This is a genomic window from Kitasatospora viridis, assembly GCF_007829815.1.
Lineage (GTDB): Bacteria > Actinomycetota > Actinomycetes > Streptomycetales > Streptomycetaceae > Kitasatospora > Kitasatospora viridis.
Genome location: NZ_VIWT01000004.1, coordinates 14,777 through 34,821, shown reverse-complemented (window position 1 = coordinate 34,821; position 20,045 = coordinate 14,777). Strand labels below are relative to the sequence as shown.

At 75.0% G+C, this 20,045-nt stretch carries 13 protein-coding genes and 1 CRISPR repeat array (1 of these 14 cut by a window edge); of the genes, 7 read left to right on the top strand and 6 right to left on the bottom strand.

Annotated features, from left to right (window positions below; genetic code table 11):
* The first annotated feature begins 36 nt into the window (after window positions 1-36).
* From FHX73_RS33950 to FHX73_RS33940, 3 genes are all read left to right on the top strand, one after another.
* Entirely contained in the window at window positions 37-1,392 is a 1,356-nt protein-coding gene (locus FHX73_RS33950) for an MFS transporter (protein WP_145909844.1), read from the top strand.
* A gap of 41 nt (window positions 1,393-1,433) precedes the next feature.
* Complete coding sequence (locus FHX73_RS33945; RefSeq protein WP_246214102.1) at window positions 1,434-2,696, top strand: cytochrome P450 family protein; 1,263 nt, start codon at window positions 1,434-1,436, stop codon at window positions 2,694-2,696.
* A 76-nt stretch (window positions 2,697-2,772) separates the two neighbouring features.
* Window positions 2,773-3,705, top strand: coding sequence for an L-tyrosine/L-tryptophan isonitrile synthase family protein (locus FHX73_RS33940; RefSeq protein ID WP_145909842.1), 933 nt, complete (start codon window positions 2,773-2,775; stop codon window positions 3,703-3,705).
* A gap of 7 nt (window positions 3,706-3,712) precedes the next feature.
* Here the strand turns inward: FHX73_RS33940 and FHX73_RS33935 are convergent, their stop codons facing one another.
* Genes FHX73_RS33935 through FHX73_RS33925 form a run of 3 tightly spaced genes read right to left on the bottom strand, consistent with a single transcriptional unit; the run spans window position 3,713 to window position 6,590 of the window.
* Window positions 3,713-4,492: an ABC transporter ATP-binding protein gene (locus FHX73_RS33935; RefSeq protein ID WP_145909841.1), complete on the bottom strand. Its 780-nt coding sequence runs from the start codon at window positions 4,490-4,492 to the stop codon at window positions 3,713-3,715.
* The gene (locus tag FHX73_RS33930; RefSeq protein ID WP_145909840.1) at window positions 4,489-5,508 is read right to left on the bottom strand and encodes a FecCD family ABC transporter permease; all 1,020 of its coding nucleotides are present in this window, start codon (window positions 5,506-5,508) and stop codon (window positions 4,489-4,491) included. Before FHX73_RS33930 ends, FHX73_RS33935 begins: the two co-directional genes overlap by 4 nt.
* Complete coding sequence (locus tag FHX73_RS33925) at window positions 5,505-6,590, bottom strand: ABC transporter substrate-binding protein (RefSeq protein WP_211786420.1); 1,086 nt, start codon at window positions 6,588-6,590, stop codon at window positions 5,505-5,507. Before FHX73_RS33925 ends, FHX73_RS33930 begins: the two co-directional genes overlap by 4 nt.
* Before the next feature lie 206 nt (window positions 6,591-6,796).
* Between FHX73_RS33925 and FHX73_RS33920 the strand changes: the two genes are divergently transcribed.
* Window positions 6,797-7,015 carry a hypothetical protein gene (locus FHX73_RS33920; RefSeq protein WP_145909839.1) on the top strand — a complete coding sequence of 73 codons (219 nt, stop codon included), beginning with the start codon at window positions 6,797-6,799 and terminating at the stop codon, window positions 7,013-7,015.
* Between the two features lie 31 nt (window positions 7,016-7,046).
* On the opposite strand, the gene FHX73_RS33915 is transcribed toward FHX73_RS33920, so the two are convergent.
* Both FHX73_RS33915 and FHX73_RS33910 read right to left on the bottom strand, forming a co-directional pair.
* Window positions 7,047-15,137 carry a type I polyketide synthase gene (locus FHX73_RS33915; RefSeq protein WP_145909838.1) on the bottom strand — a complete coding sequence of 2,697 codons (8,091 nt, stop codon included), beginning with the start codon at window positions 15,135-15,137 and terminating at the stop codon, window positions 7,047-7,049.
* Window positions 15,138-15,253: 116 nt separating this feature from the next.
* Window positions 15,254-15,691, bottom strand: a complete 438-nt coding sequence (locus FHX73_RS33910; protein WP_145909837.1) for a tautomerase family protein — start codon at window positions 15,689-15,691, stop codon at window positions 15,254-15,256.
* Window positions 15,692-15,849: 158 nt separating this feature from the next.
* Between FHX73_RS33910 and FHX73_RS33905 the strand changes: the two genes are divergently transcribed.
* On the top strand, window positions 15,850-16,761 hold the full coding sequence (locus FHX73_RS33905; protein WP_170305200.1) for a LysR family transcriptional regulator: 912 nt from the start codon (window positions 15,850-15,852) through the stop codon (window positions 16,759-16,761).
* 3 nt (window positions 16,762-16,764) lie between these two features.
* On the opposite strand, the gene FHX73_RS33900 is transcribed toward FHX73_RS33905, so the two are convergent.
* Complete coding sequence (locus tag FHX73_RS33900) at window positions 16,765-17,709, bottom strand: S41 family peptidase (protein ID WP_170305199.1); 945 nt, start codon at window positions 17,707-17,709, stop codon at window positions 16,765-16,767.
* Between the two features lie 106 nt (window positions 17,710-17,815).
* Here FHX73_RS33900 and FHX73_RS33895 point away from each other — a divergent pair, with 106 nt between their 5' ends.
* Both FHX73_RS33895 and FHX73_RS33890 read left to right on the top strand, forming a co-directional pair.
* Entirely contained in the window at window positions 17,816-18,346 is a 531-nt protein-coding gene (locus FHX73_RS33895; protein WP_246214060.1) for a serine/threonine protein kinase, read from the top strand.
* A 4-nt stretch (window positions 18,347-18,350) separates the two neighbouring features.
* On the top strand, window positions 18,351-18,734 hold the full coding sequence (locus FHX73_RS33890) for a hypothetical protein (RefSeq protein ID WP_145909835.1): 384 nt from the start codon (window positions 18,351-18,353) through the stop codon (window positions 18,732-18,734).
* A gap of 114 nt (window positions 18,735-18,848) precedes the next feature.
* Window positions 18,849-20,045: direct repeats of the CRISPR family, unit length 29 nt; unit sequence GGGACCAACCCCGTGGGTGCGGGGAGCAG (it continues 601 nt past the right edge of the window).

Here is a 20,045-nt window from a genome sequence, read left to right as displayed (position 1 = left end):
CGCCCGACGGCGACCGTCACGACGGGGGGAAGCGGAATGAGCGGACCGGCGGACACCGGGACGCCGGTGCGGCGCGACCGCTGGGACCTGGTCGCGGTCGCCGGGATGCTGTCCTTCGTGGCGATGCTGGACATGAACATCGTCAACATCGCCCTGCCCGACCTGGCCCGCAGCCTGCACGTGTCGCTGGAGACCGCGCAGTGGGCCGCCCTCGGCTACCAGCTCCCGGTGGTGGCCCTGCTGCTGCCCGCCGGGCGCTGGCTCGACCAGGTCGGCACCAGACCGGCGCTGCTGCTCGCCACCACCGGCTTCGGGACGTGCAGCGCGGCGGCCGCGCTGGCACCCTCCGCGCCCTGGCTGCTCGCCGCCCGGATCGCCCAAGGCGGCTTCGGGGCACTGCTGTTCGTGCTCATGCCGGTGCTCGCCGCCCGCTCGGTGAGCCCCCGCTTGCGCGGGCGGGCGATGAGCGTGCCCGCCACCCTGGGCCCGCTCGGCGCCGTCACCGGCCCGGCGGTCGGCGGGCTGCTGCTGGACCACCTGGGCTGGCGGGCGATCTTCCTGGTCAAACTGCCGGTCTGCCTGGCCGCCCTGGTGATCGCCCACCGCTCCGCGCCGCGCGGCGGCCGGCTGCGGCCGCCCGACCGCAGCGCGCTGGCCGAGGCCGGCCTGATCGGCAGCGCCACGGGCGCCGTCCTGCTGGCGCTCACCTTCGCCCCGGGCTCCCCGCTCTGGCTGCTGCTCGCGGCCGCCGCCGTGCCGCCGCTGGTGCGCTGGCTGCGCGGCCCCGCCGGGCGCTCGCTCACCGCGCTGCTGCGCGACAGCGGCACCGCGGGCGTGCACGGCACGGTGCTGTGCGTCGCGGCCGGCTTCGCCGTGATGCGCTACCTGGTGGCGCTGCACCTCCAGGACCAGGACCGGGTGAGCGCGACCGTCACCGGGCTGACCCTGCTCGCCTTCCCGCTCGGCATGGCGCTGGCCGGACCGCTCGGCGGCCGGCTCGCGGACCGGTTCGCGCCGCGCAAGGTGGCCGTCGCCGGCACCGCCGTCACCGCGTTCGGCCTGCTCCTGCTGGTCCCGCTGGGCGACAACTGGTCGCCCCCGGACGTCGCCTGGCGGCTCGGCCTGGCCGGGCTCGGCATGGGCCTGTACGGCGGACCGGTCCAGAAACTCGTCATGACCGCCGCCCCGTCCGAGCGGATGGCGGCCGCCGGCTCGGGCGTCCAACTCGCCCGCAGCCTCGGCTTCACCCTGGGCCCCGCCCTCGCCACCGCCGCCTGGGGCCTGGCCGGCGGCGGCACCGGCGGCGTGCGCGCCGGACTGGTGCTCGCGGCGGCCATCGCCTGGCTCGCCGTGCTGCTGCTCGGCGCCCGGCGCCGAACCCGCGTCAACTGAACAACATTTAGCGACGATTGAGGACTCCCATGCCCGTGCCCGTGCCAGTGCCCGAACCCCGCTGCCCCGTCACCGGAGCCGCGCTGCCCGAGCCGGTGCCGCTCCACGGCGCCGCCTACAAGAGCGACCCCTACGACCTGTACCGCGAGCTGCGCGAGGCCGGGCCGGTGCACCGGGTGCGCTTCCCCAGCGGGATCGCCGCCTGGCTGGTCACCGGCCACCAGGCCGCCGAGCAGACGCTCAACGACCCACGGCTGGGCAAGAACCACGCGCTCGGCAACGACTACTGGCGCAGCCTCGCCTCGATCATGCCCGAGCCCCAGCACTCCCAGCTCCAGGTCCACCTGCTGCACCAGGACCCGCCCAAGCACACCGCGATGCGCCGACTGGTGTTGGACGCCTTCGCGCCGCGCCGGATCGACGCCCTGCGGCCCCGCCTCCAGGAACTCGCCGACGCCCTGGTGGACCGGCTGCCCGAAACCGGCGGCGCCGACCTGGTGCGGGACTTCGCCGCCCACTACCCGTTCCAGGTGCTCGCCGAAGTGATCGGCCTGCCGGAGGAGTTGGCACAGCGCTTCGACCGCGACTGGGGCAAGGTGGTGCAGCCGGTCGGCCCGCAGGACCCCGGCCGACCGGCGTACGAGGGCCGGTTGCGCGCCCTCCAGACGTACATCGCCGACGTCGTCGCCGACAAGCGCGGGGGAGCGGCGGACGACCTGCTCGCCCGGCTGGTCGCCGCCGAGGGCGCGGGCGAACTCGCGCCGCAGGAGCTCGACTCGATGATCTTCCAACTGCTGATGGCCGGCCAGGAGCCCGTCACCAACCAGCTCTCCACCATGCTGGTCACTCTGCTCCGCCACCCCGGGCAGCTCGCCCGGCTGCGCGACGAACCCGCCCTGCTGCCCCGCGCGGTCGAGGAACTGCTGCGCTACGACAGCGCGTTCGAGCTCACCACCTGGCGCTTCTTCGCCACCGACAGCGAGCTGCACGGCACCGCGATCCCGGCCGGCGACTCGGTGATCGTCTCGCTCTGCGCCGCCAACCGCGACCCCGAGCAGTTCCCCGACGCCGACACCCTGGACCTCGAACGCACCCCCAACCCCCACCTCGCCTTCGGCCACGGCATCCACTTCTGCCCCGGCGCCGCCCTCGCCCGCACCGAACTCCAGGTCGCCCTCGGCACCCTGCTGACCCGCCTGCCCGGTCTGCGACCCGCCGGCGACCTCGACGAACTGGCCTGGATCCCGGCCGTGTTGGCGCGCGGCGTCAACCACCTGCCGGTCGCCTACGACAAACGCCACTGAACCGCCCACCGCACGCGCCCCGGCACCGAGCACACCGCCGGGGCGCCCTGCCGTCATGCCTTCCCGGAGGACCCGCATGCCGCTCGCCACCTGCACCGAGACCGTCGACCGCACCTGCGCCGCCGTCCTGGACCTGCTGCTCGCGCACCGCCGCGCCACCGATCCGCAGGCCCCGGCGCCCGCCTGCGCCTTCCCGGTCCAACTGACCAGACTCGCCGGCTTCGTGGCCGCCGGCGAGCCGATCACCTTCACCCTGCCCGGATTCCCCTGCAAGTCGCCCAGTCCCGCCAAAGTGCTCGGCCACCTGCCCGACGAGGGCGAACGCCGCTCCCTGGCCTTCCTCGACCGGCTCTGCGCCGCCGTCGGCGAGGTGCACCAGCCCGGCGCCCGGATGGTGATCTGCTCGGACGGGCACGTCTTCGGTGACCTGATCGGCGTCCCGGACCACCACATCGACGCCTACGCCGACGAGCTCGCCGCCCTGATCCGGCGCGAACGCCTGCGCCACCTCTCGGTGTTCGACCTGCGCGCCGTACTCGGCGAGCTGCCGCACGAGGAGAAACGCGCCCACGTCCACGCCCGCTACGCGCCCACCGTCGAAGCACTGCGGGCCGAACTGCGGGCGGACCCGGCCACCCTGGCGCTCTACCGGGGCATCACCCGCTTCCTGGCCGAGGACAGCACCGGCTTCGAGGGCACCCGCTCCGCCCTGCAACGCGACTGCCGGCAGCGCGCCTACGGCGTCATCCAGCGCAGCCGGGCCTGGGGCGCACTGATCGCCGAGCAGTACCCCCGCGCGGTCCGGCTCTCCATCCACCCGCAGCCCGTCGGCGCCGGCAAGCTCGGCATCCGCCTGCTCGACGCCGACGATGCCTGGATCACCCCGTGGCACTCGACCGTCCTGCGCCACCCCGACGGCAGAACGGAGCTGATGCACCGTCAGCAGGCGGAACGACTCGGCCGCCTCGTCCTGCGGGACGGGCGGCCCAGCCACTACGAGGCGCGCTGACCGGAGCTCAGCCCCTGACCGGGCTCCGGTGGTCGAAGGCGATCAGCGGATCCCCGGTCAGGGGATGCTCCAGCACCGCCGCCCGGACTCCGAACACCTCCTCCAGCAGCTCCGGGGTGAGCACCTCGCGCGGCGTGCCCGAGGCGACCAGCACGCCCTCGTGCAGCACGTGCAGCCGATCACAGAGCGAGGCCGCGGCGTTCAGGTCGTGCAGCGAGATCAGCGTGGTGCGGCGCTGGGCACGCAGCAGGGCGAGCAGCTCGACCTGGTACCGGACATCGAGGTGGTTGGTCGGCTCGTCCAGCACCAGCACCTCCGGCTGCTGCGCCAGCGCCCGGGCCAGCAGCACCCGTTGGCGCTCGCCGCCGGACAGCGCATCGAAGCCGCGCTGCTCCTGGCCGGCCAGTCCGACCTGGTCCAGCGCCTGCGCCACCGCCCGCCGATCGGCCGCGCCCTCGCCCGCGAAGGCCCGCTGGTACGGCGAGCGGCCCATCGCGACGATCTCCCGGACGGTGAACTCGAAGTCGCCGCCGCGCTCCTGGGGCAGCGCGGCGACGTGCCGGGCCGCCTCGGCCGGCGCCATCGCCCGCACGTCCCGCCCGGCCAGCAGCACCCGGCCCGCCCGCGGCGCCAGATGGCGGTAGACGGTGCGCAGCAGGGTCGACTTGCCGCTCCCGTTCGGGCCGACCAGCCCGGCGATCTCGCCCTCGGCGGCGACCAGTTCGACGCCGTGCAGCACGTCCCGGCCGGCCAGCGTGACGGTCAGTCCCTCGATCGCCGTCCTCATCGCGGCTCCAACCGGCGGTCCAGCAGGAAGAGCAGCACCGGCGCCCCGATCAGCGCCGTGACCACGCCGATCGGCACCTCCTGGGTGTCCAGCGCCGTCCGGGCCACCGTGTCCACCACGACCAGCAGCACCGACCCCGCCAACGCGGAGACCGGCAGCAGCCGCCGGTGGTCGCCGCCGACCAGCAGCCGGCAGACGTGCGGCACCAGCAGGCCCACGAAGCCGATCGCCCCCGACACGGCGACCATGACGCCGGTCAACAGACTTGTCACCGCGAACAGCTCACGCCGCAGCCGGACCACGTCCACGCCGAGACCCGCCGCCGTCTCATCACCCATCAGCAGGGCGTTCAGCGCCCGGGCCCGAGCCAGCAGCACCACCAGCCCGCCCGCCACCACCACGGCCGGGACGGTCAGTTGGCTCCACTGGGCACCGCCGAGGCTGCCCATCAGCCAGAACAGCACGCCCCGGGTCTGCTGGTCGTCCCCCGCCCGCAGCACCAGGAAACTGGTGAAACCGGAGAGGAACTGACCGATCGCCACCCCGGCCAGCACCAGGCGCAGCGGCGCGAACCCGCCACCGCGCCGGGCCACGCTCCAGACCAGCGCGAACGCCGCCAGCGCCCCCGCGAAGGCCGCGGTCGACACGCCGAACCCGACCCCCGAGCCGACGCCCGCGCCCAGCACGATCATCGCGACCGCGCCCAGCGAGGCCCCGGAGGAGATGCCGAGCAGGTAGGGGTCGGCCAGCGGATTGCGCACCAGCGCCTGCACGGCCGTGCCGACCAGCCCGAGCCCCGCGCCGACGATCGCCGCCAACAGCGCGCGCGGCACCCGCAGTTGCCAGACGATCAGGTCCCGGGTGCCCGGTGCGGGCGGATCGCCCGCCAGCCGGTGACCCACCACCCGCCACACCTCGCCCACCGGGATGTCCACCGACCCGAGCGACACGGCGGCGGTCAGCGCGGCCGGCAGCGCGAGCGCGAGCAGCGCCGCCACCCGACCGGTCCGGGTCACCCCTTCACCAGGTCGGGGTGGATGACCGCCGCGATCCGGCGCACGGTGTCGGCGTCGCGCACTCCGGCGATGGTGGTCAGCTCCGAGGTGATCCGGACGAAGTGGCCCTGCTGCACAGCCGCCAGGCCCTTGGTGGCGGGGAAGTCCTTGAGGAACTGCTCGGCCGCGTCGAAGGCCTGCTGGTTCGCCGCGGCACTGCCCTTGTCCCGCACCCCGAGCTGGATCCAGTCCGGGTTCGCCGCCACGACCTGCTCCCAGGAGACCGGCTTGAACGCCCCGTCGCAGTCCCCGAAGACGTTGCGCGCCCCCGCCAGGGTGATCACCGCGTTGGCGACCTGCTTGTCGCAGACCGCGTTCGGCTGCTTCGTGCCGGCGTCGAAGTCGAAGAAGAAGTACGACGGGCGCTGGTCGGCGGCCACGCCCTTGAGCGCGGTCCGGACTTGGCCGACCGTCTGCTCCATGCCCGCGATCAGCTCGCCGGCCTTGGCCGAACTGCCGGTCACCGCGCCGAGGTTGCGGATGTCGGCCTCGACGGTGGACAAGTCCTGCTGCGGGCCCTTGAGTTGGGTGGCACAAGCCGTGGACTTCAGGTACACGTGCCTGATGCCCGCGGCGGCGAACTCCTGGTCGGTGGGCACGTCCCCCATCGCCCCCATGCCGGCCACGTGCGCGAAGGTGTCGATGTAGAGGTCGGCGCCGGAGCCGAGCAGCTTCTCCTTCGGGATCACCGCCTGCCCGAGCACCGGCACCCGGGCCGCCTGGTCGGCGAACTGCGCGGGCATCGTGCCCTTGCCGGGCGGGAAGCCGGTGCCGACCACCCTGTCCCCGACCCCGAGCTCCAGCAGCATCTCCAGGCTGGAGGCGTTGCTGGTGACGATCCTGCGCGGCGGCCCCGTGAAGGTGGTCCCCGCCCCCGCGCAGTCGGTGACCGTGACGGGGTAGCCCGCCGCGCTCGCGGCCGGGGCGGCCGCGGGCTCGGCACTGCCGCCGCCGGCACCGCCGCCGCAGCCCGTGGCCAGCACGGCCACCACGGCCAGCACCGCCGCCGTGGCGGACCGGCCGGACAACACACGAGGACGCATCGACTTCTCCAGGTGATCCCGATCATGCGGGCGCGCAGCTGCGGGCCCGGGCCAGGTAGTCGTCCGCCCGGGCCGCCGAGTTCCCGCCGACCTGCGGGAATTCTCGGCAGCTTTCCGCCACCGGCCGGCGGGTTCGCCACGGGCGCCCACTGGGCATCGACTAGCTGACCGATCAACTCCCGGAAAGAAACGGCCAGGTGACACCCATGCACGAGACCGGCCCGGCACCGATCGCCACCTTCTGCGGCAACTGCAACTGCGGCTGCCCGCAGCTCTTCCTCGACCCCGCCGCCCCGCCCGAGCAGCGGGTGCGGATCACCGACGACTTCGGTCAGGAGGTCCGGATGAGCGAGGACCAGTTCCGCGACCTGGTCGCCCAGGCCAAGAGCGGAGCCCTCGACGACCTGGCCGCCGCCCTCGGCTGACCGTCGGCGGCCCGGCACGGGCCCCGTAGGGTCACTGGTCCGCTCGGGCAGGCACGCCGGGCGCCGACGGGGCGTCAGCGCGGCCGAGCGAGCCGATCCAGGCGCGGATCGCGGCCGCCGTGGTGGCGGCGTGCTCACGCAGCAGGGAGAGGTGGTCGCCGGGCACCTCGACGCGCTCGTGCGGCAGCGGCCAGGACGTGCGCCAGGCGTCGCCGTCCGCCCGGGCCGCCATCGCCGGGGTCGGCCGGTCGGCCCCGACCAGCAGGGTCGGGGTGCCCACCGGCTCCGGGCGCCAGTCCATGAAGAGCGCGGTGTAGGCGCCCATGGCCGCGACGGCGGCGTCCTCCTCGCCGGTCTCCCCGTCCGCGCCAGGGGCGATGCCCAACCCGGCTGTGGGCGGCGGGGCGGCCAGGGCGGTCAGCCAGTGCGTGGAGTGGTTGCCCTGGTCGACCAGGTACGGGTCGATCAGCACCTGCCCCAGGGGAGCCGAGCCCAGCCCTTCGAGGCACCGGGCCACGGCGTGCGCCACCGCGCCCCCGGCGGAGGCGCCGACCAGCACGACGGGCCGCCCGCCGGTGTGCCGCAGCACCGCCTCGGCGTGCAGACGGGCCAACGTCTCGCGGTCGGCCGGGACGGCGCGGCCCGTGCCGAGGCCCGGGTGCGGGAACTCCAGGACGTCCAACTCGCCCTCGAAGCAGGCGTGCAGGGCCGCGAACCCGCCGCCCGGGAGTGCGGACGGCGGTCGGTGGTCGGGGAAGAAGGCCACCACCGGGGCACCGGCGCGCCCCTCGGCCCGGCGCAGCGGCGGCACGGCGTGCCCGGCGGCGTCGGCGTCGGCGGCGGTGAAGGTCGGGGCGGCCGAGGAGGCCGCGACCACCAGGTGCATCGCCGCCACCGGGTGGCCCTGCTCGCAGAGCGTGCGGTAGAGCGCGGCGAGCGTCTGCGCGGGGCGGGCGGTGGGCGGTGCGGGTCGCTCAGTGGGCGAGTCGTCGGGCGAGTCCTCGGGCGCGTCCTCGGGCAGGTCTTCGAGCAGGTCGAGCAGGTGGCGGGCGAGGCCCTCGATCGCCGGGTGCTCGAACGCCACGGCCGCGGGCAGCCGCAGGCGCAGGGCCGTGCCGAGCCGGTTGCGGAGCTGAACCGCCGTCAGGGAGTCGAAGCCGAGCTCGGCCAGGTTCCGGCCGGTGGGCAGCTCCTGCGCGCCGGTGTAGCCGAGCACCGAGGCCACCTCACCGCGCAGCAGCTCCGCGAGAGCGGGCCCGCGCCGCTCGGCGGGCAGGCCGGTGAGCAGCGTGCGCCACGCTCCGGGCGCTGCGGCGTCCGAGGATTGTTCGGCCGGCCCGCGCGGCACCAAGCCACGCAGGGGTGGCGGCAGGTGGGCGGCGGTGCGCAGCGCGGCCCGGTCCAGCAGGACCGGCACGAGGACCGGATCCCCGCTCCGCAGCGCCACGTCGAACAGCGCCAGTCCCTGCGCGGTGGTGAACGCGCGGACCACCTCTCCGGAGCCCGCTGCGCGTCCGGTGCCATCGGCCAACTGTGCTGCCATGCCCGCCTCATGGCCCCAGCGGCCCCACGCCAGCGAGACGGCGGGCAAGCCGGCCGCGGCCCGCTGCCGGGCCAGCGCGTCCAGGAACGAGTTCGCTGCGGCGTAGTTGCCCTGGCCGGCCCGGCCCAGCACGCCCGAGACGGAGGAGAACAGCACGAAGGCCGACAGGTCCCGCTCGCGGGTCAGCTCGTGCAGGTGCCAGGCCGCGTCCGCCTTCGGCCGCAGCACCGCCGCCAGCCGGGCTGGGGACAGGGCCGCCAGTGCCCCGTCGTCGAGCACCCCGGCGGCGTGCACGACGGCCGTCAGCGGGGGATCGCAGGACTCGATCAGCTCGGCGAGCCGGGCCCGGTCGGCCACGTCGGCCGCGACGATCCTGGCCTGCGCGCCCCGCTCCGCCAGCGTCGCGCTCAGGGCGGCGGCTCCTGGTGCGTGCGGGCCGCGCCGCCCGACCAGCAGCAGCCGGCGGACCCCGTGCGCGTCGACCAGGTGCCTGGCGACCTCCGCGCCCAGGGCTCCGGTGCCGCCGGTGATCAGCACCGTGCCGTCCGGATCGAAGGCGGTGCGGTGCTGGGTCGGGTCGGCATCGGCCAGCCGTGGCACCGTCATTCGGCCTGCTCGCAGCGCGAGTTGGGGCTCGCCACTGGCCAGCGCGGCGGGCAGCAGGCGCAGGGAGGCGGGGCCCGCGTCCACGTCGACCAGCGCGATGCGTCCCGGCAGCTCGGGCTGTGCGGCGCGCACCAGCCCCCAGACGGCGGCTCCCGCCAGATCCGGCGCGGCAGCGGTGGCGTCCCGCGTCACCACCACGAGGCGCGAACCCGCGATGGCGGGATCCTCCTGCCAGTCCTGGAGGACCTTGAGCACCCGGGCAGTCAGCCGCTGGACGCCGGCCAGCAGGTCGCGATCCGCGCCCGGGTCGACGGCGGTGACCAGCAGGTGGCGGGGCGTGGTCGCGGCGCCGGGCGGGAGGAGGGCACCGAGGTCCAGCTCGTCCGTCCCGATGACTTGATGGTTCATCAACTGTGCCGCAGACGCCGGTAGTTCCACGGGGATCCAGGCGGGGCGCAGCAGGGCGCGCCGGACGATCTCCTCCCCGGGGCGCTGTCGCCCGGCCGGAAGCGCCCTGGTGGAGAGGGAGTCGACCCGGGCGATCAGGCGGCCCGCCGGGTCGGCGACCGTGCACGAGAACGCGCCGTCCACCGAAGCCGGCCCGATCCGCACGCGTAGTGTCGACGCGCCAGTGGCGTGCAGGCGCACGCCGTGCCACTGGAACGGCACCCGGGCGCCGTCCACCCTCGCCTCCCGGGCGGTCGAGGCCAGCAGCGAGGCGTGCACGGCAGCGTCCAGCAGCGCGGGGTGGAGGCCGTACCAGTCCGCCTCGCCGGCCCACGGTTCGGGCAACCGGACCTCCGCGAACACCTCCGCGCCGCGCTGCCACAGCGCGCGGACGCCACGGAACGCGGGTCCGTAGGCCAGGCCGCGTTCCGCCGCCAGGTCGTAGGCCTCGGCGGGATCGACCTGCGTGGCGCCGGCCGGCGGCCACTGCACCAGGCCGGGCTCCTCCGGTGCCGCCGCAGGCTCGGGCGCCAGGGCCGCGATCCGGCCGGCGGCGTGCTGCGTCCAGGCCGTGGCGGCCTCGGTCGGCTCGACCGGTCGCGCGTGGACCTCGACGGACCGCCGACCGGACCCGTCCACCGCCCCCACCACGACCTGCACCCGCACCCCGTCGTCGGGCAGCGTGAGCGGCCGCAGCAGCACGAGCTCCTCCACCGCGCCGCAGCCGACCTCGGCGCCTGCCCGCGCGGCCAGCTCGACGAACGCCGTCCCCGGCACCAGCGGCACCCCGCCCACCACGTGATCGGCGAGCCACGGCTGGGCGGCCGCCGACAGCTGGCCGGAGAACACCGTGGGCCCGCCGTCCGGCAGCTCGAACGGCGGCCCCAGCAGCGGATGTTCCCCGGTGGCCGGCCTGGTCACAGTCGGGCGCGGCGGGTTCAGCCAGTACCTGCGGCGCTGGAAGGCGTAGCTCGGCAGTTCCACCGGCCGCAGCCCGCGCCCCGCGAACACCGCCGGCCAGTCGACGCCGACGCCGCGCACGTGCAGCCGGGCCACCGCCGACAGCAGCGTCTCCGGCTCGCGCTCGCCCGCCCGGGCCGCGAAGGCGAACACCGGCCCGCCGTCGTCCTGTTGGGCGAGCCCGTCCTGCGCGTAGGCGGTGAGCACGGGCTGCGGGCCCAGCTCCAGGAAGCCCCCCACGCCGCTGCCGCCCAGCCACTCCACGGCCTCGGCGAACCGCACGGGCAGCCGCGCGTGCCGCACCCAGTAGTCCGCGCAGGCCATGTCCTCGGCCGTCACCTGACGCCCCGTCACCGTGGAGACCACCGGGATCTCCGGCGGGCGGTACGTCAGCGTCTCGGCAACGCGCCGGAGTTCGTCGAGCACCGGCTCGACCAGCGGCGAGTGGAAGCCGTGGCCGACCTTGAGCCGCGTGCTGCGGCTGAACCGCGCCGCCACGGCGAGGACGGCGTCCCGTGCGCCGGAGATCACCACCGAGCGCGGTCCGTTCACCGCGGCGATCGCCACCCGGTCGGCCACGTCCGCGAGTTCGGGCAGCACCTCGTGCTCGGCCGCCTCCAGGGCCACCATCGCCCCGCCCTCGGGCAGCGCCCGCATCAGCCGTCCGCGCGCCGCGACCAGGCGCACCGCGTCCGGCAGGTCCAGCACGCCCGCGACGTGCGCGACCGCCAACTCGCCCACCGAGTGCCCGGCCAGGACATCGGGCCGCACTCCCCAGGACGTCACCAGCCGGAACAGCGCCACCTCGTAAGCGAACAGCGCGGCCTGGGTGAAGTCCGTCCGGTCGAGCAGCGCGTCCGGCGAGCCCGGCTCGGCGCGGATCACCGTGCGCAGCGGCCGGCCCAGCTCGCCGTCCAGCACCTGGCAGACCTCGTCGAAGGCCGCGGCGAACACGGGGAACGCAGAACGGAGTTCCTCGCCCATCCGCGCACGCTGGGCGCCCTGCCCGGTGAACAGGAAGGCGAGGCGGGTGCGCGGGTCGGCCGGGCCCGCCAACACCCCGGCGCCGCCGGTTCCTTCGGCGAGCGCCCGGAGACCGGCCAGCATGCGCTCGCGGTCACCGGCCGGCACCACCGCCCGGTGGGTGAGCGCCGCCCGCGACACCGCGAGCGAGTGGCCCACCTCCGCCGGGGACAGGTCCGGCCGAGCAGCGAGGTGCTCCGCCAGCCGCCGCGCCTGGGCGCGCAGGGCCGCCTCGTCGGCGCCGGAGACCAGCCACGGCACCGGATCCTTGGATTGCCGCGGTGCGGGGTCGGCGGCGGGCGGCTCCTCGATGATCACGTGCGCGTTGGTGCCGCCGATCCCGAAGGCCGACACACCGGCGCGCCGCGGCCGTCCGTCGCGCGCGGGCCACGGCCGGGCGGCGGTCAGCACCTCCACCCGGCCGGCGGACCAGTCCACGTGCGGAGTCGGCGCCGTCACGTGCAGCGTCCTGGGCAACTCGCCGTGCCGCAGGGCCTGGACCATCTTGATGATCCCGGCGACCCCCGCGGCGGCCTGGGTGTGTCCGAGGTTGGACTTCACGCTGCCCAGCCACAGCGGTGGGTCCGCCGGCCCCCGGCCCTGGCCGTAGCCGGCGAGCAGCGCCCGCGCCTCCACCGGATCACCGAGCGCGGTGCCCGTCCCGTGCGCCTCCACCGCGTCCACCTCGTGCGGCCGCAACCCGGCGTCGGCCAGGGCCAGTTCGATCAGGCGCTGCTGGGCCCGGCCGTTCGGCGCGGTCAGGCCGTTGGACGCACCGTCGGAGTTGACGGCGCTGCCGCGCACCACGGCCAGCACCGGATGACCGTTGCGGCGCGCGTCGGACAGCCGCTCCAGCAGCAGCACCCCGACGCCCTCGGCCCAGCCCGTGCCGTCCGCCGTGGCCGAGAACGACTTGCACCGGCCGTCCGGCGCCAGGGCGCGCTGGCGACTGAACGCGACCAGCGGATTGGGGGTCGACATCACCGTGACACCGCCCGCCAACGCCAGCGAGCACGCACCCGAACGCAGCGCCCCGACCGCCTGGTGCACCGCGACGAGGGAGGACGAGCACGCCGTGTCGACGGTGATGGCGGGCCCGCGCAGGCCGAACACGTAGCCGACCCGACCGGAGGCCACGCTGCCGGCCGACCCCAGCGCGAGGTGCGCCTCCAACTCGTGCTCGGTGAAGCGGGAGGCGTAGTCGCCGTACATCACCCCGAGGAACACGCCCGTCTCACTGTCGCGCACCGACGTCGGGTCGATGCCCGCCCGTTCCCACGCCTCCCAGGAGACCTCCAGCAGCAGCCGCTGCTGCGGGTCCATGGCGAGCGCCTCGCGCGGCGAGATGCCGAACAGGCCCGCGTCGAACTCCGCCGCCCGGTGCAGGAATCCGCCGCTGCGGGTGTAGCTGTGGCCGATCCGGTCCGGGTCGGGGTGATGGAGGGCGGCGAGGTCCCAGCCCCGGTCGGTCGGCAGCCCCGAGATCGCGTCGGTGCCCTGCGCCACCAACTCCCAGAGCCCCTCGGGGGAGTCCACCTCCCCCGGGTAGCGGCAGGCCATGGCGACGATCACCACCGGATCGCTGTCGTGCGGAGTTTGTGGCATCTCCGGGGCGGCGGGCACGGTGGTGAACAGTTCGGAGTGCAGGTGGCGGGCGAGGGCGGCCGGGGTGGGGTGGTCGAAGACCAGCGTCGGCGGCAGGCTCAGCCCGGTCGACGACGCGAGCCGGTCGGTCAGCTCGATGGCGCCGAGCGAGGTGAGCCCGAGGTCCGTGAACGGCCGGTCCGCGTCGGGGACTTCCGCTCTCGGCGCGCCTCCCTGGACCCGGGCCGTCTCGGCGCACACCGCCTCGCACAGTGCGCGCTCCCGCTCCTCGGCGGGCAGTGGCAGCAGCGCGCGGTACAGCGCCCCGGCGGCCGGGGCCGGCTCCGCGACGGGTGCGCCGAGCACCGCGCGGCGGACGATCTTGCCGGACGGCGTGCGCGGCACGGCCTCGATCTCGCGGACCTCCACCGGGACCTTGTGGCTCGCCAGGCGCGTGCGGCACCGGTCGAGCACCGCCCGCGCGTCCAGCCCCTCCGGCCCCGGCACCACGAAGGCGACCGGGACTTCGCCGAGCACGGCGTGCGGCAGGCCGAGCACCACGGCGTCCCGCACGCCGGGACAGCCGCGCAGCACGTGCTCGACCTCCGTGGGATAGATGTTCTCACCGCCCCGGATGATCAACTCGCTGAGCCGGCCAGTGAGGACGAGATGGCCGTCGCCGGTGCGGCGCCCCAGGTCCCCGGTCCGGTACCAGCCCCCGCGCAGCGCGGCGGCCGTCGCCTCCGGCCGGTGGTGATAGCCCGTCATCAGCCCCGGACTGCTGACCCAGAACTCGCCCTCGCCACCCGCGCCCACGTCGGCCCCGCTGCCCGGGTCGACCACGCGGACCTCCACGCCGGGCACCGGCAGCCCGCACGACCCGTCGACCCGGGGGCCGCCCGGCCGGGTCACCGCGATCGCGCCGCAGGTCTCGGTGCTGCCGTAGACGTCGAGCAGCGGCGCGCCGAGGGCCTCCTCCACCGCCCCGCGCAGCGCGGGCGGGCACGGCGCGCCCGCGGTGACGCACAGCCGCAGCCCCGGCCGCGACACCGGGAGTTGAGCACCCTTCGCCGCGGACATCAGCTGGTGGTAGGTGGTGGGGACGCCCGCGAGGAGCGTGAACGGCCCGCCGAGGGCGCCGTCCGGGCCCGGGGAGTGCAACGCGTGCCACAGGTCGCCCGGGGCCAGGCGCGCACCGGCGATCGCGGTGCTCGCGCCGACGGCCGTGGTGCCCAGGATCGCCAGGGAGTGCCCGAAGCTGTGGAACAGCGGCAGCGGCCACAGCATCCGGTCGGCGGGGGAGAGCCCGAAGATCGGCGCGTAGCAGGCCGCCACCGACCACAGCGCGCCGCGCTGGGTGGAGAGCACGCCCTTGGGGCGATGGGTGGTCCCGGAGGTGTAGAGCAGCCAGGCCGGATCGTCCAGCCCCAGGTCGTCGCGCGCCTCGGCCCCGTCGGCCGTCGCCGCCGTCTCGAAGTGGACGGTGCCGTCGGGGGCGTGCGAGGGGATCGGGTCCGTGCCGGTGAGCAGGGTGTGCAGGCCTCGCCGCGCGGGGCCGAGGCGGGAGAGCTGCGCCAGGTGCGCCGGATCGGTGATCAGCGCCGAAACGCCGCTGTCGGTCAGGAAGTAGTCGAGTTCGGCGTCGGAGGAGCGGGGATCGAGCAGCACACCGACCGCACCCGCCCGCAGCACGGCGAGGCAACCCTCCACCAGCTCCACGCAGTTGCCCAGGACGAGCGCCACCCGATCCCCGCGTCCCACCCCCGCCCGCGCCAGCCACCCGCCCAGCCGCCCCGTCCGCCGCTCCAACTCGGCGTAGCTGACGCCACGTGAGAAATCGTGGAACGCCACCCGCTCCGCCGACCGCTCGGCGTGCCGCTTCAGCAGCTCCGGCAGCGGCCGCACCGGATCGTCAGCCCGCAGTCCGCCACCCACGCCCGAGCTCCGCCCTGTCGCCATCCGGATCCGCTCCGTTCCGCCGTCCTTCGTACCCAGTAGCACGATGACACGGAGCGAGTCGTGCGGCGCGCCGGTGCGGCACACAGTGCGTTGACGGAGGCTCAGTTGAGTGAACGTCAGATCGCTGCACTCGGTGCAACGGGGGTGGAGTCGGCGTCCATCCGCTCGTCGTAGCCGGTTGCCGGGTTGACGACGCGCCCGGCGGCCCACCAGTTCTCGGCGGCCGTCTCGACGACCATCATCAGGATGTCCGTCTCGGGGACATCGGCGAACAGCCGCAGGTTGTCGACGATCGCCCGGAACAGCTCGGCCTTCTGCTCGGCGGCGCGGTAGTTGAAGGACAGCTGGATGAACATGGCGCGCTCGCCGCGCCGCAGGCCGAACACCACCGGCTGCATCTGGAAGTTGTCGGGCGAGACCTCGTGGAAGACGTGGAACTGGTCGTCCTGGGGGACCTTCAGCACGTCGACCATGGCGCTGTGGATGCCCAGGGACACGTTGCGGCGGTATTCGGGGGTGGTGCCCCGGCGCAGGTGAATGGTGACCAGCGGCATGATTCCTCGCCTTTCCCGGGATTCCCGATTGTGGGAAGTCCCCTTGGTGGAGCGCTTGTTCGCGCCCTCCACGCTAGGAACCCCGGAGACATTCCGCCAGCGAATGCCTGGCATAGTGGCTATGCTGAACACTCATGGCCGGCTGACGGGGGAGCTCGATGGAGATGACGCTGGCCGGGCTGCGGGTGCTGCGCGAGGTGGCGGAGCGGGGCACCTTCACGGCCGCGGCGGACGCGCTCGGGTACACCCAGTCGGCCGTCTCCCGGCAGGTGGCCGCGCTCGAACAGGCAACCGGCGCCCGGCTCTTCGACCGCTACCCCGGCGGCGTCCGGCTCACCGGCCCGGGCCGCGCCCTGCTGCGGCACGCCGTCGTCGCCCTGGACGCCGTCGCGGCGGCCGACCGGGAGCTCAGCGGCGCGCAGGCGGCCGAGCGGGGCCGCGTCCGGCTCGGCTTCTTCCCCATGGCCGGAGCGGTGATCGTGCCCCGCGCCCTCGCGATGCTGCGCCAGGACCACCCGCACCTCCAGGTGACGACACGTGAGGGAACCACACCCGCACTGGTCCGCGCGCTGCGCTCCGGCACCCTGGACCTCGCCCTGCTCACCTCCCGGCCCCCGCACCGCTCGCCCGACACCGACGCCCCGCCCCTGAGCGTCGAGCCCCTGCTGGAAACACAGTTGGCGGTGGCCGTACCGGCCGGCAGCCCGTTCGCCGAACGGGGCAGCATCAGCGTCGAGGAGCTCGCGGCCGCACCGTGGATCGCCAGCCCCGGCACCCCGGACGAGCCGCTGCTCGGCATCTGGCCCGGCCTGCCCGGGCGACCCGAGGTCCGCCACACCGCCCGCGACTGGCTGACCAAGCTCCAACTCGTCGCGGCCGGCGCCGGCATCACCACGGCCACACCGGCGCTGCTGCCCGCCGTCCCGCCCGGCCTGCGCATGGTGCCCGTCGAAGGCGTCGCGGAGGAGGCGCGGCTGGTCAGCCTGGTGCGCCTGCCCGGTCCGCCCGGCGCACCCGTGCAGGCGCTGGCGCGCGCCCTGCGTCAGCAGGCCGCCGAGCTCGCCGCCTGACTCCTATTGAGCCGTGTGGTGGATCCAGCTCAGGGCAGTGCTCAAGGCGATCTCACGGCTGTTGTCGGCGAGGTGGTGGTCGACGGGGATCGGGCCCTCGACCAGGGCCTGGTGCTGGTCGGCGTAACAGACCGAGCTGATGTGCAGTCGAGTCCCGTCCCGCAGCACGTGGGTGCGGTTGCCCGTGGTCATTCCCGCCGTGGGAGCGCCGATCAGCCGGGCCCGGGGCTGCGCCCGGAAGGCCAGGGCCACGGCCTCGCCGGCACTGGCGGTGTGCCGTGAGGTGAGGACGGCGACGGGCGCGTGCTCGCCGGGCCGGTCCTGGGTCCGGACGACTCGCGCCATGGCCCGGCGGTCCAACCTGATCCGGCCGTGCCGTGCCGACCAGCTCTGCACCCGGCCGTCGGGCAGCCGGAAGTGCCCGAGCACGCCCTCGGGCAACAACGGGGCGGCCACCGCGAGCATCGGCCACATGCCGCCGCCGAGGTTGGCGCGAAGGTCCACGATCCATCCGCACGGGCGCGCGGCGATCAGGGAGTTCATCACCGTGGCGCCGTCGGCCAGGTAGCGGCGGGCGGCCCGGCGCCCCTCGGGCAGCCTCGGCAGCCGCAGGTGGGCCACGGTGGCGGACCCTTGACCCACGAGCCGGCCGGTGGGCACCGGAGGCCCCAGGACCTCGGCCAGCCGCGCGTTCCGCTCCCGGCTGCGGGCCGACCCGGGCGGTGGGGTCAGGTGGCTGTGCCGGCCACCGGCCCGCTGGAGCACTTCGGTGAGGAAGGCGTGGGTGTCGGCGTAGCAGCGGGCGGTCCCCAGCACCGCCTGTGCCTCGCGGTCCACGTCCTCCCAGGCCACGGCGGAGGAGAACAGCGCGGTGCTGCGGATCTCCCGGAGGGCGCCGTGCACGTACGCGTGCAGCCGGCGGGTGGAGGGCGCGCTCGGGCGCCTCATTGGGAGCGCTCCTCGCCCACTTTGACTGTCCGTCACACCCCAACGGTATGGCTGCCGCTGCGCCCCGTCCACGACCCGTGACCGCCGATGCGGAAGAATCCGTGCCGTGGCGAACCCCGAACTCATAGGCCCCTACCGTCCGCTGGAAAGAATCGGCGCGGGCGGCATGGGCACCGTGTACTACTGCCTGCACCCGGACACCGGCCGGCCGCTCGCGGTGAAGGTGCTGCACGCCGAGCACGCCCAGGACCCGGAGCACCGCAAGCGGTTCGCCAGGGAGGTGACCCTCCTGCGAAAGATCGAAGGCCCCTACCTCGTCCCGCTGGTGGACGCCGGGCCGCAGGCCGAACAGCCCTGGCTGGCCACCGACTACGTGGCCGGCAACACCCTCTCGCAGCACGTCCAGGCCCACGGCCCGCTGACCGGCGAGAACTTGATGACCTTCGCCGCCGCGACCGCGCACGCGCTCGCCTGCATCCACTGGGCCGGCGTCGCCCACCGCGACCTCAAGCCCTCGAACGTCATCCTCGCCGGAGACGGCCCGCGTGTCCTGGACTTCGGCATCGCCCACCAGCTCGACGCCACCGCCGTCACCGCCACCCGGAGACCATCACCGCCGCCGACCCGGCACCGCTGACCCCATGGGCGGGCGCCAGGCCCAGACCTGGACCGTCCACACCGACGTCCTCCCCGACGACAACGGCACCCGCAAGCACGACCACCGCCTCTGGTGGCCCCCGCCTCCCACATCCGCCTCACCACCTACGGAGACCTCACCCCCCGCCCAGGACGCCGAGGTCAACCAGATGATCGCCTCCATCACCCTCGGCCGCGCCGACCTGCCCCTCGACTGCGCCGACGCCATCACCCACCTCGACCAGGAACACGCAGGCACCCAGACCAACACCCCCGCCACCGCCGACTGCACCGCCCTCGTGCAGACGTACTTGGGAGGCCTCGAATTCCCGACGTCGCACGCCTACCCGGCGGACCGGAAGGCGTGCGACGTCCCGGTGAGGAGCTGAGGCGGCCTCAAGCCCGGGGCCACGCCAGGCGGCACCGCAGGGCGAGCAGAGCGCCCACTTGGCTGCCAACGCTGGCGTGGCGGCGGGCTGCACGCGGGCACCGCTCGTTGCATCGGGGCCAACCCCGCGGATGTGGGGAGCAGGGGTGCAGCTCGGCGTACTGCCCGGCAAGGTAGGGACCAACCCCGCAGGCGCGGGGAGCAGACCACGGCGTAGCTCGTGCCGGCGGGAGCCTGGGGGCCAACCCCGCGGGTGCAGGGAGCAGGTGGAAACGCCGTTTCCACCCAGACCGGCACCGGGACCAACCCCGCGGGTGCGGGGAGCAGCTCGTCTGCTTCGCGGGCAACGGGCGGCACCCGGGGCCAACCCCGTGGGTGCGGGGAGCAGCTCGTCTGCTTCGCGGGCAACGGGCGGCACCCGGGGCCAACCCCGTGGGTGCGGGGAGCAGGCCATTACCGCGACGACGATCCAGGTCAGCGGGGGACCAACCCCGTGGGTGCGGGGAGCAGGAGCAAGGTAAGCGTCCCACCACGCCTGCGACGGGACCAACCCCGTGGGTGTGGGGAGCAGTGGCGCAGGGCTGGGAGGTGGCCAACCAGACCGGGACCAACCCCGTGGGTGCGGGGGGCAGACCACCGCCCAGGCGGGCCTCGGTGGCGGCCAGGGACCAACCCCGTGGGTGCGGGGAGCAGTTCGGACCACGGTCCGGGCCCGGCACTCGTGCGGGACCAACCCCGTGGGTGCGGGGAGCAGCGTCTCGGTTCGTCCATGAGCACGCTCGGCATGGGACCAACCCCGTGGGTGCGGGGAGCAGCCAGCGCCGTTCTCCGGTACGGCGGCGCCGTCGGGACCAACCCCGTGGGTGCGGGGAGCAGACCCGGCGCCGGCCCCGGCGCAGACCCCCGCGGGGACCAACCCCGTGGGTGCGGGGAGCAGCATTCCAGGACGCTGCGCTGGCTGGCGGACAGGGGACCAACCCCGTGGGTGCGGGGAGCAGAACGCCCACGGCGGCCACCCCCACGACATGCAGGGACCAACCCCGTGGGTGCGGGGAGCAGGAGCGCAGCTGCGGGATCTTGTTCTCGATACCGGGACCAACCCCGTGGGTGCGGGGAGCAGACTCCTGCGCTTTTTCCCGGAAAGGGGGTGACGGGACCAACCCCGTGGGTGCGGGGAGCAGCCCTGCAACTGCTCGTACTGCTGCTGCCACTGGGGACCAACCCCGTGGGTGCGGGGAGCAGCGGCGGCCCCGGCTGTGTCCTGGTTTGTGGCTGGGACCAACCCCGTGGGTGCGGGGAGCAGGACCGGCCG

Coding starts and splice junctions, on each gene's coding strand:
- FHX73_RS33950 (WP_145909844.1), top strand. CDS start 37: ATGAGCGGACCGGCGGACACCGGGACGCCGGTGCGGCGCGACCGCTGG.
- FHX73_RS33940 (WP_145909842.1), top strand. CDS start 2,773: ATGCCGCTCGCCACCTGCACCGAGACCGTCGACCGCACCTGCGCCGCC.
- FHX73_RS33935 (WP_145909841.1), bottom strand. CDS start 4,492: ATGAGGACGGCGATCGAGGGACTGACCGTCACGCTGGCCGGCCGGGAC.
- FHX73_RS33925 (WP_211786420.1), bottom strand. CDS start 6,590: ATGCGTCCTCGTGTGTTGTCCGGCCGGTCCGCCACGGCGGCGGTGCTG.
- FHX73_RS33920 (WP_145909839.1), top strand. CDS start 6,797: ATGCACGAGACCGGCCCGGCACCGATCGCCACCTTCTGCGGCAACTGC.
- FHX73_RS33915 (WP_145909838.1), bottom strand. CDS start 15,137: ATGGCGACAGGGCGGAGCTCGGGCGTGGGTGGCGGACTGCGGGCTGAC.
- FHX73_RS33910 (WP_145909837.1), bottom strand. CDS start 15,691: ATGCCGCTGGTCACCATTCACCTGCGCCGGGGCACCACCCCCGAATAC.
- FHX73_RS33905 (WP_170305200.1), top strand. CDS start 15,850: ATGGAGATGACGCTGGCCGGGCTGCGGGTGCTGCGCGAGGTGGCGGAG.
- FHX73_RS33900 (WP_170305199.1), bottom strand. CDS start 17,709: ATGAGGCGCCCGAGCGCGCCCTCCACCCGCCGGCTGCACGCGTACGTG.
- FHX73_RS33890 (WP_145909835.1), top strand. CDS start 18,351: ATGGGCGGGCGCCAGGCCCAGACCTGGACCGTCCACACCGACGTCCTC.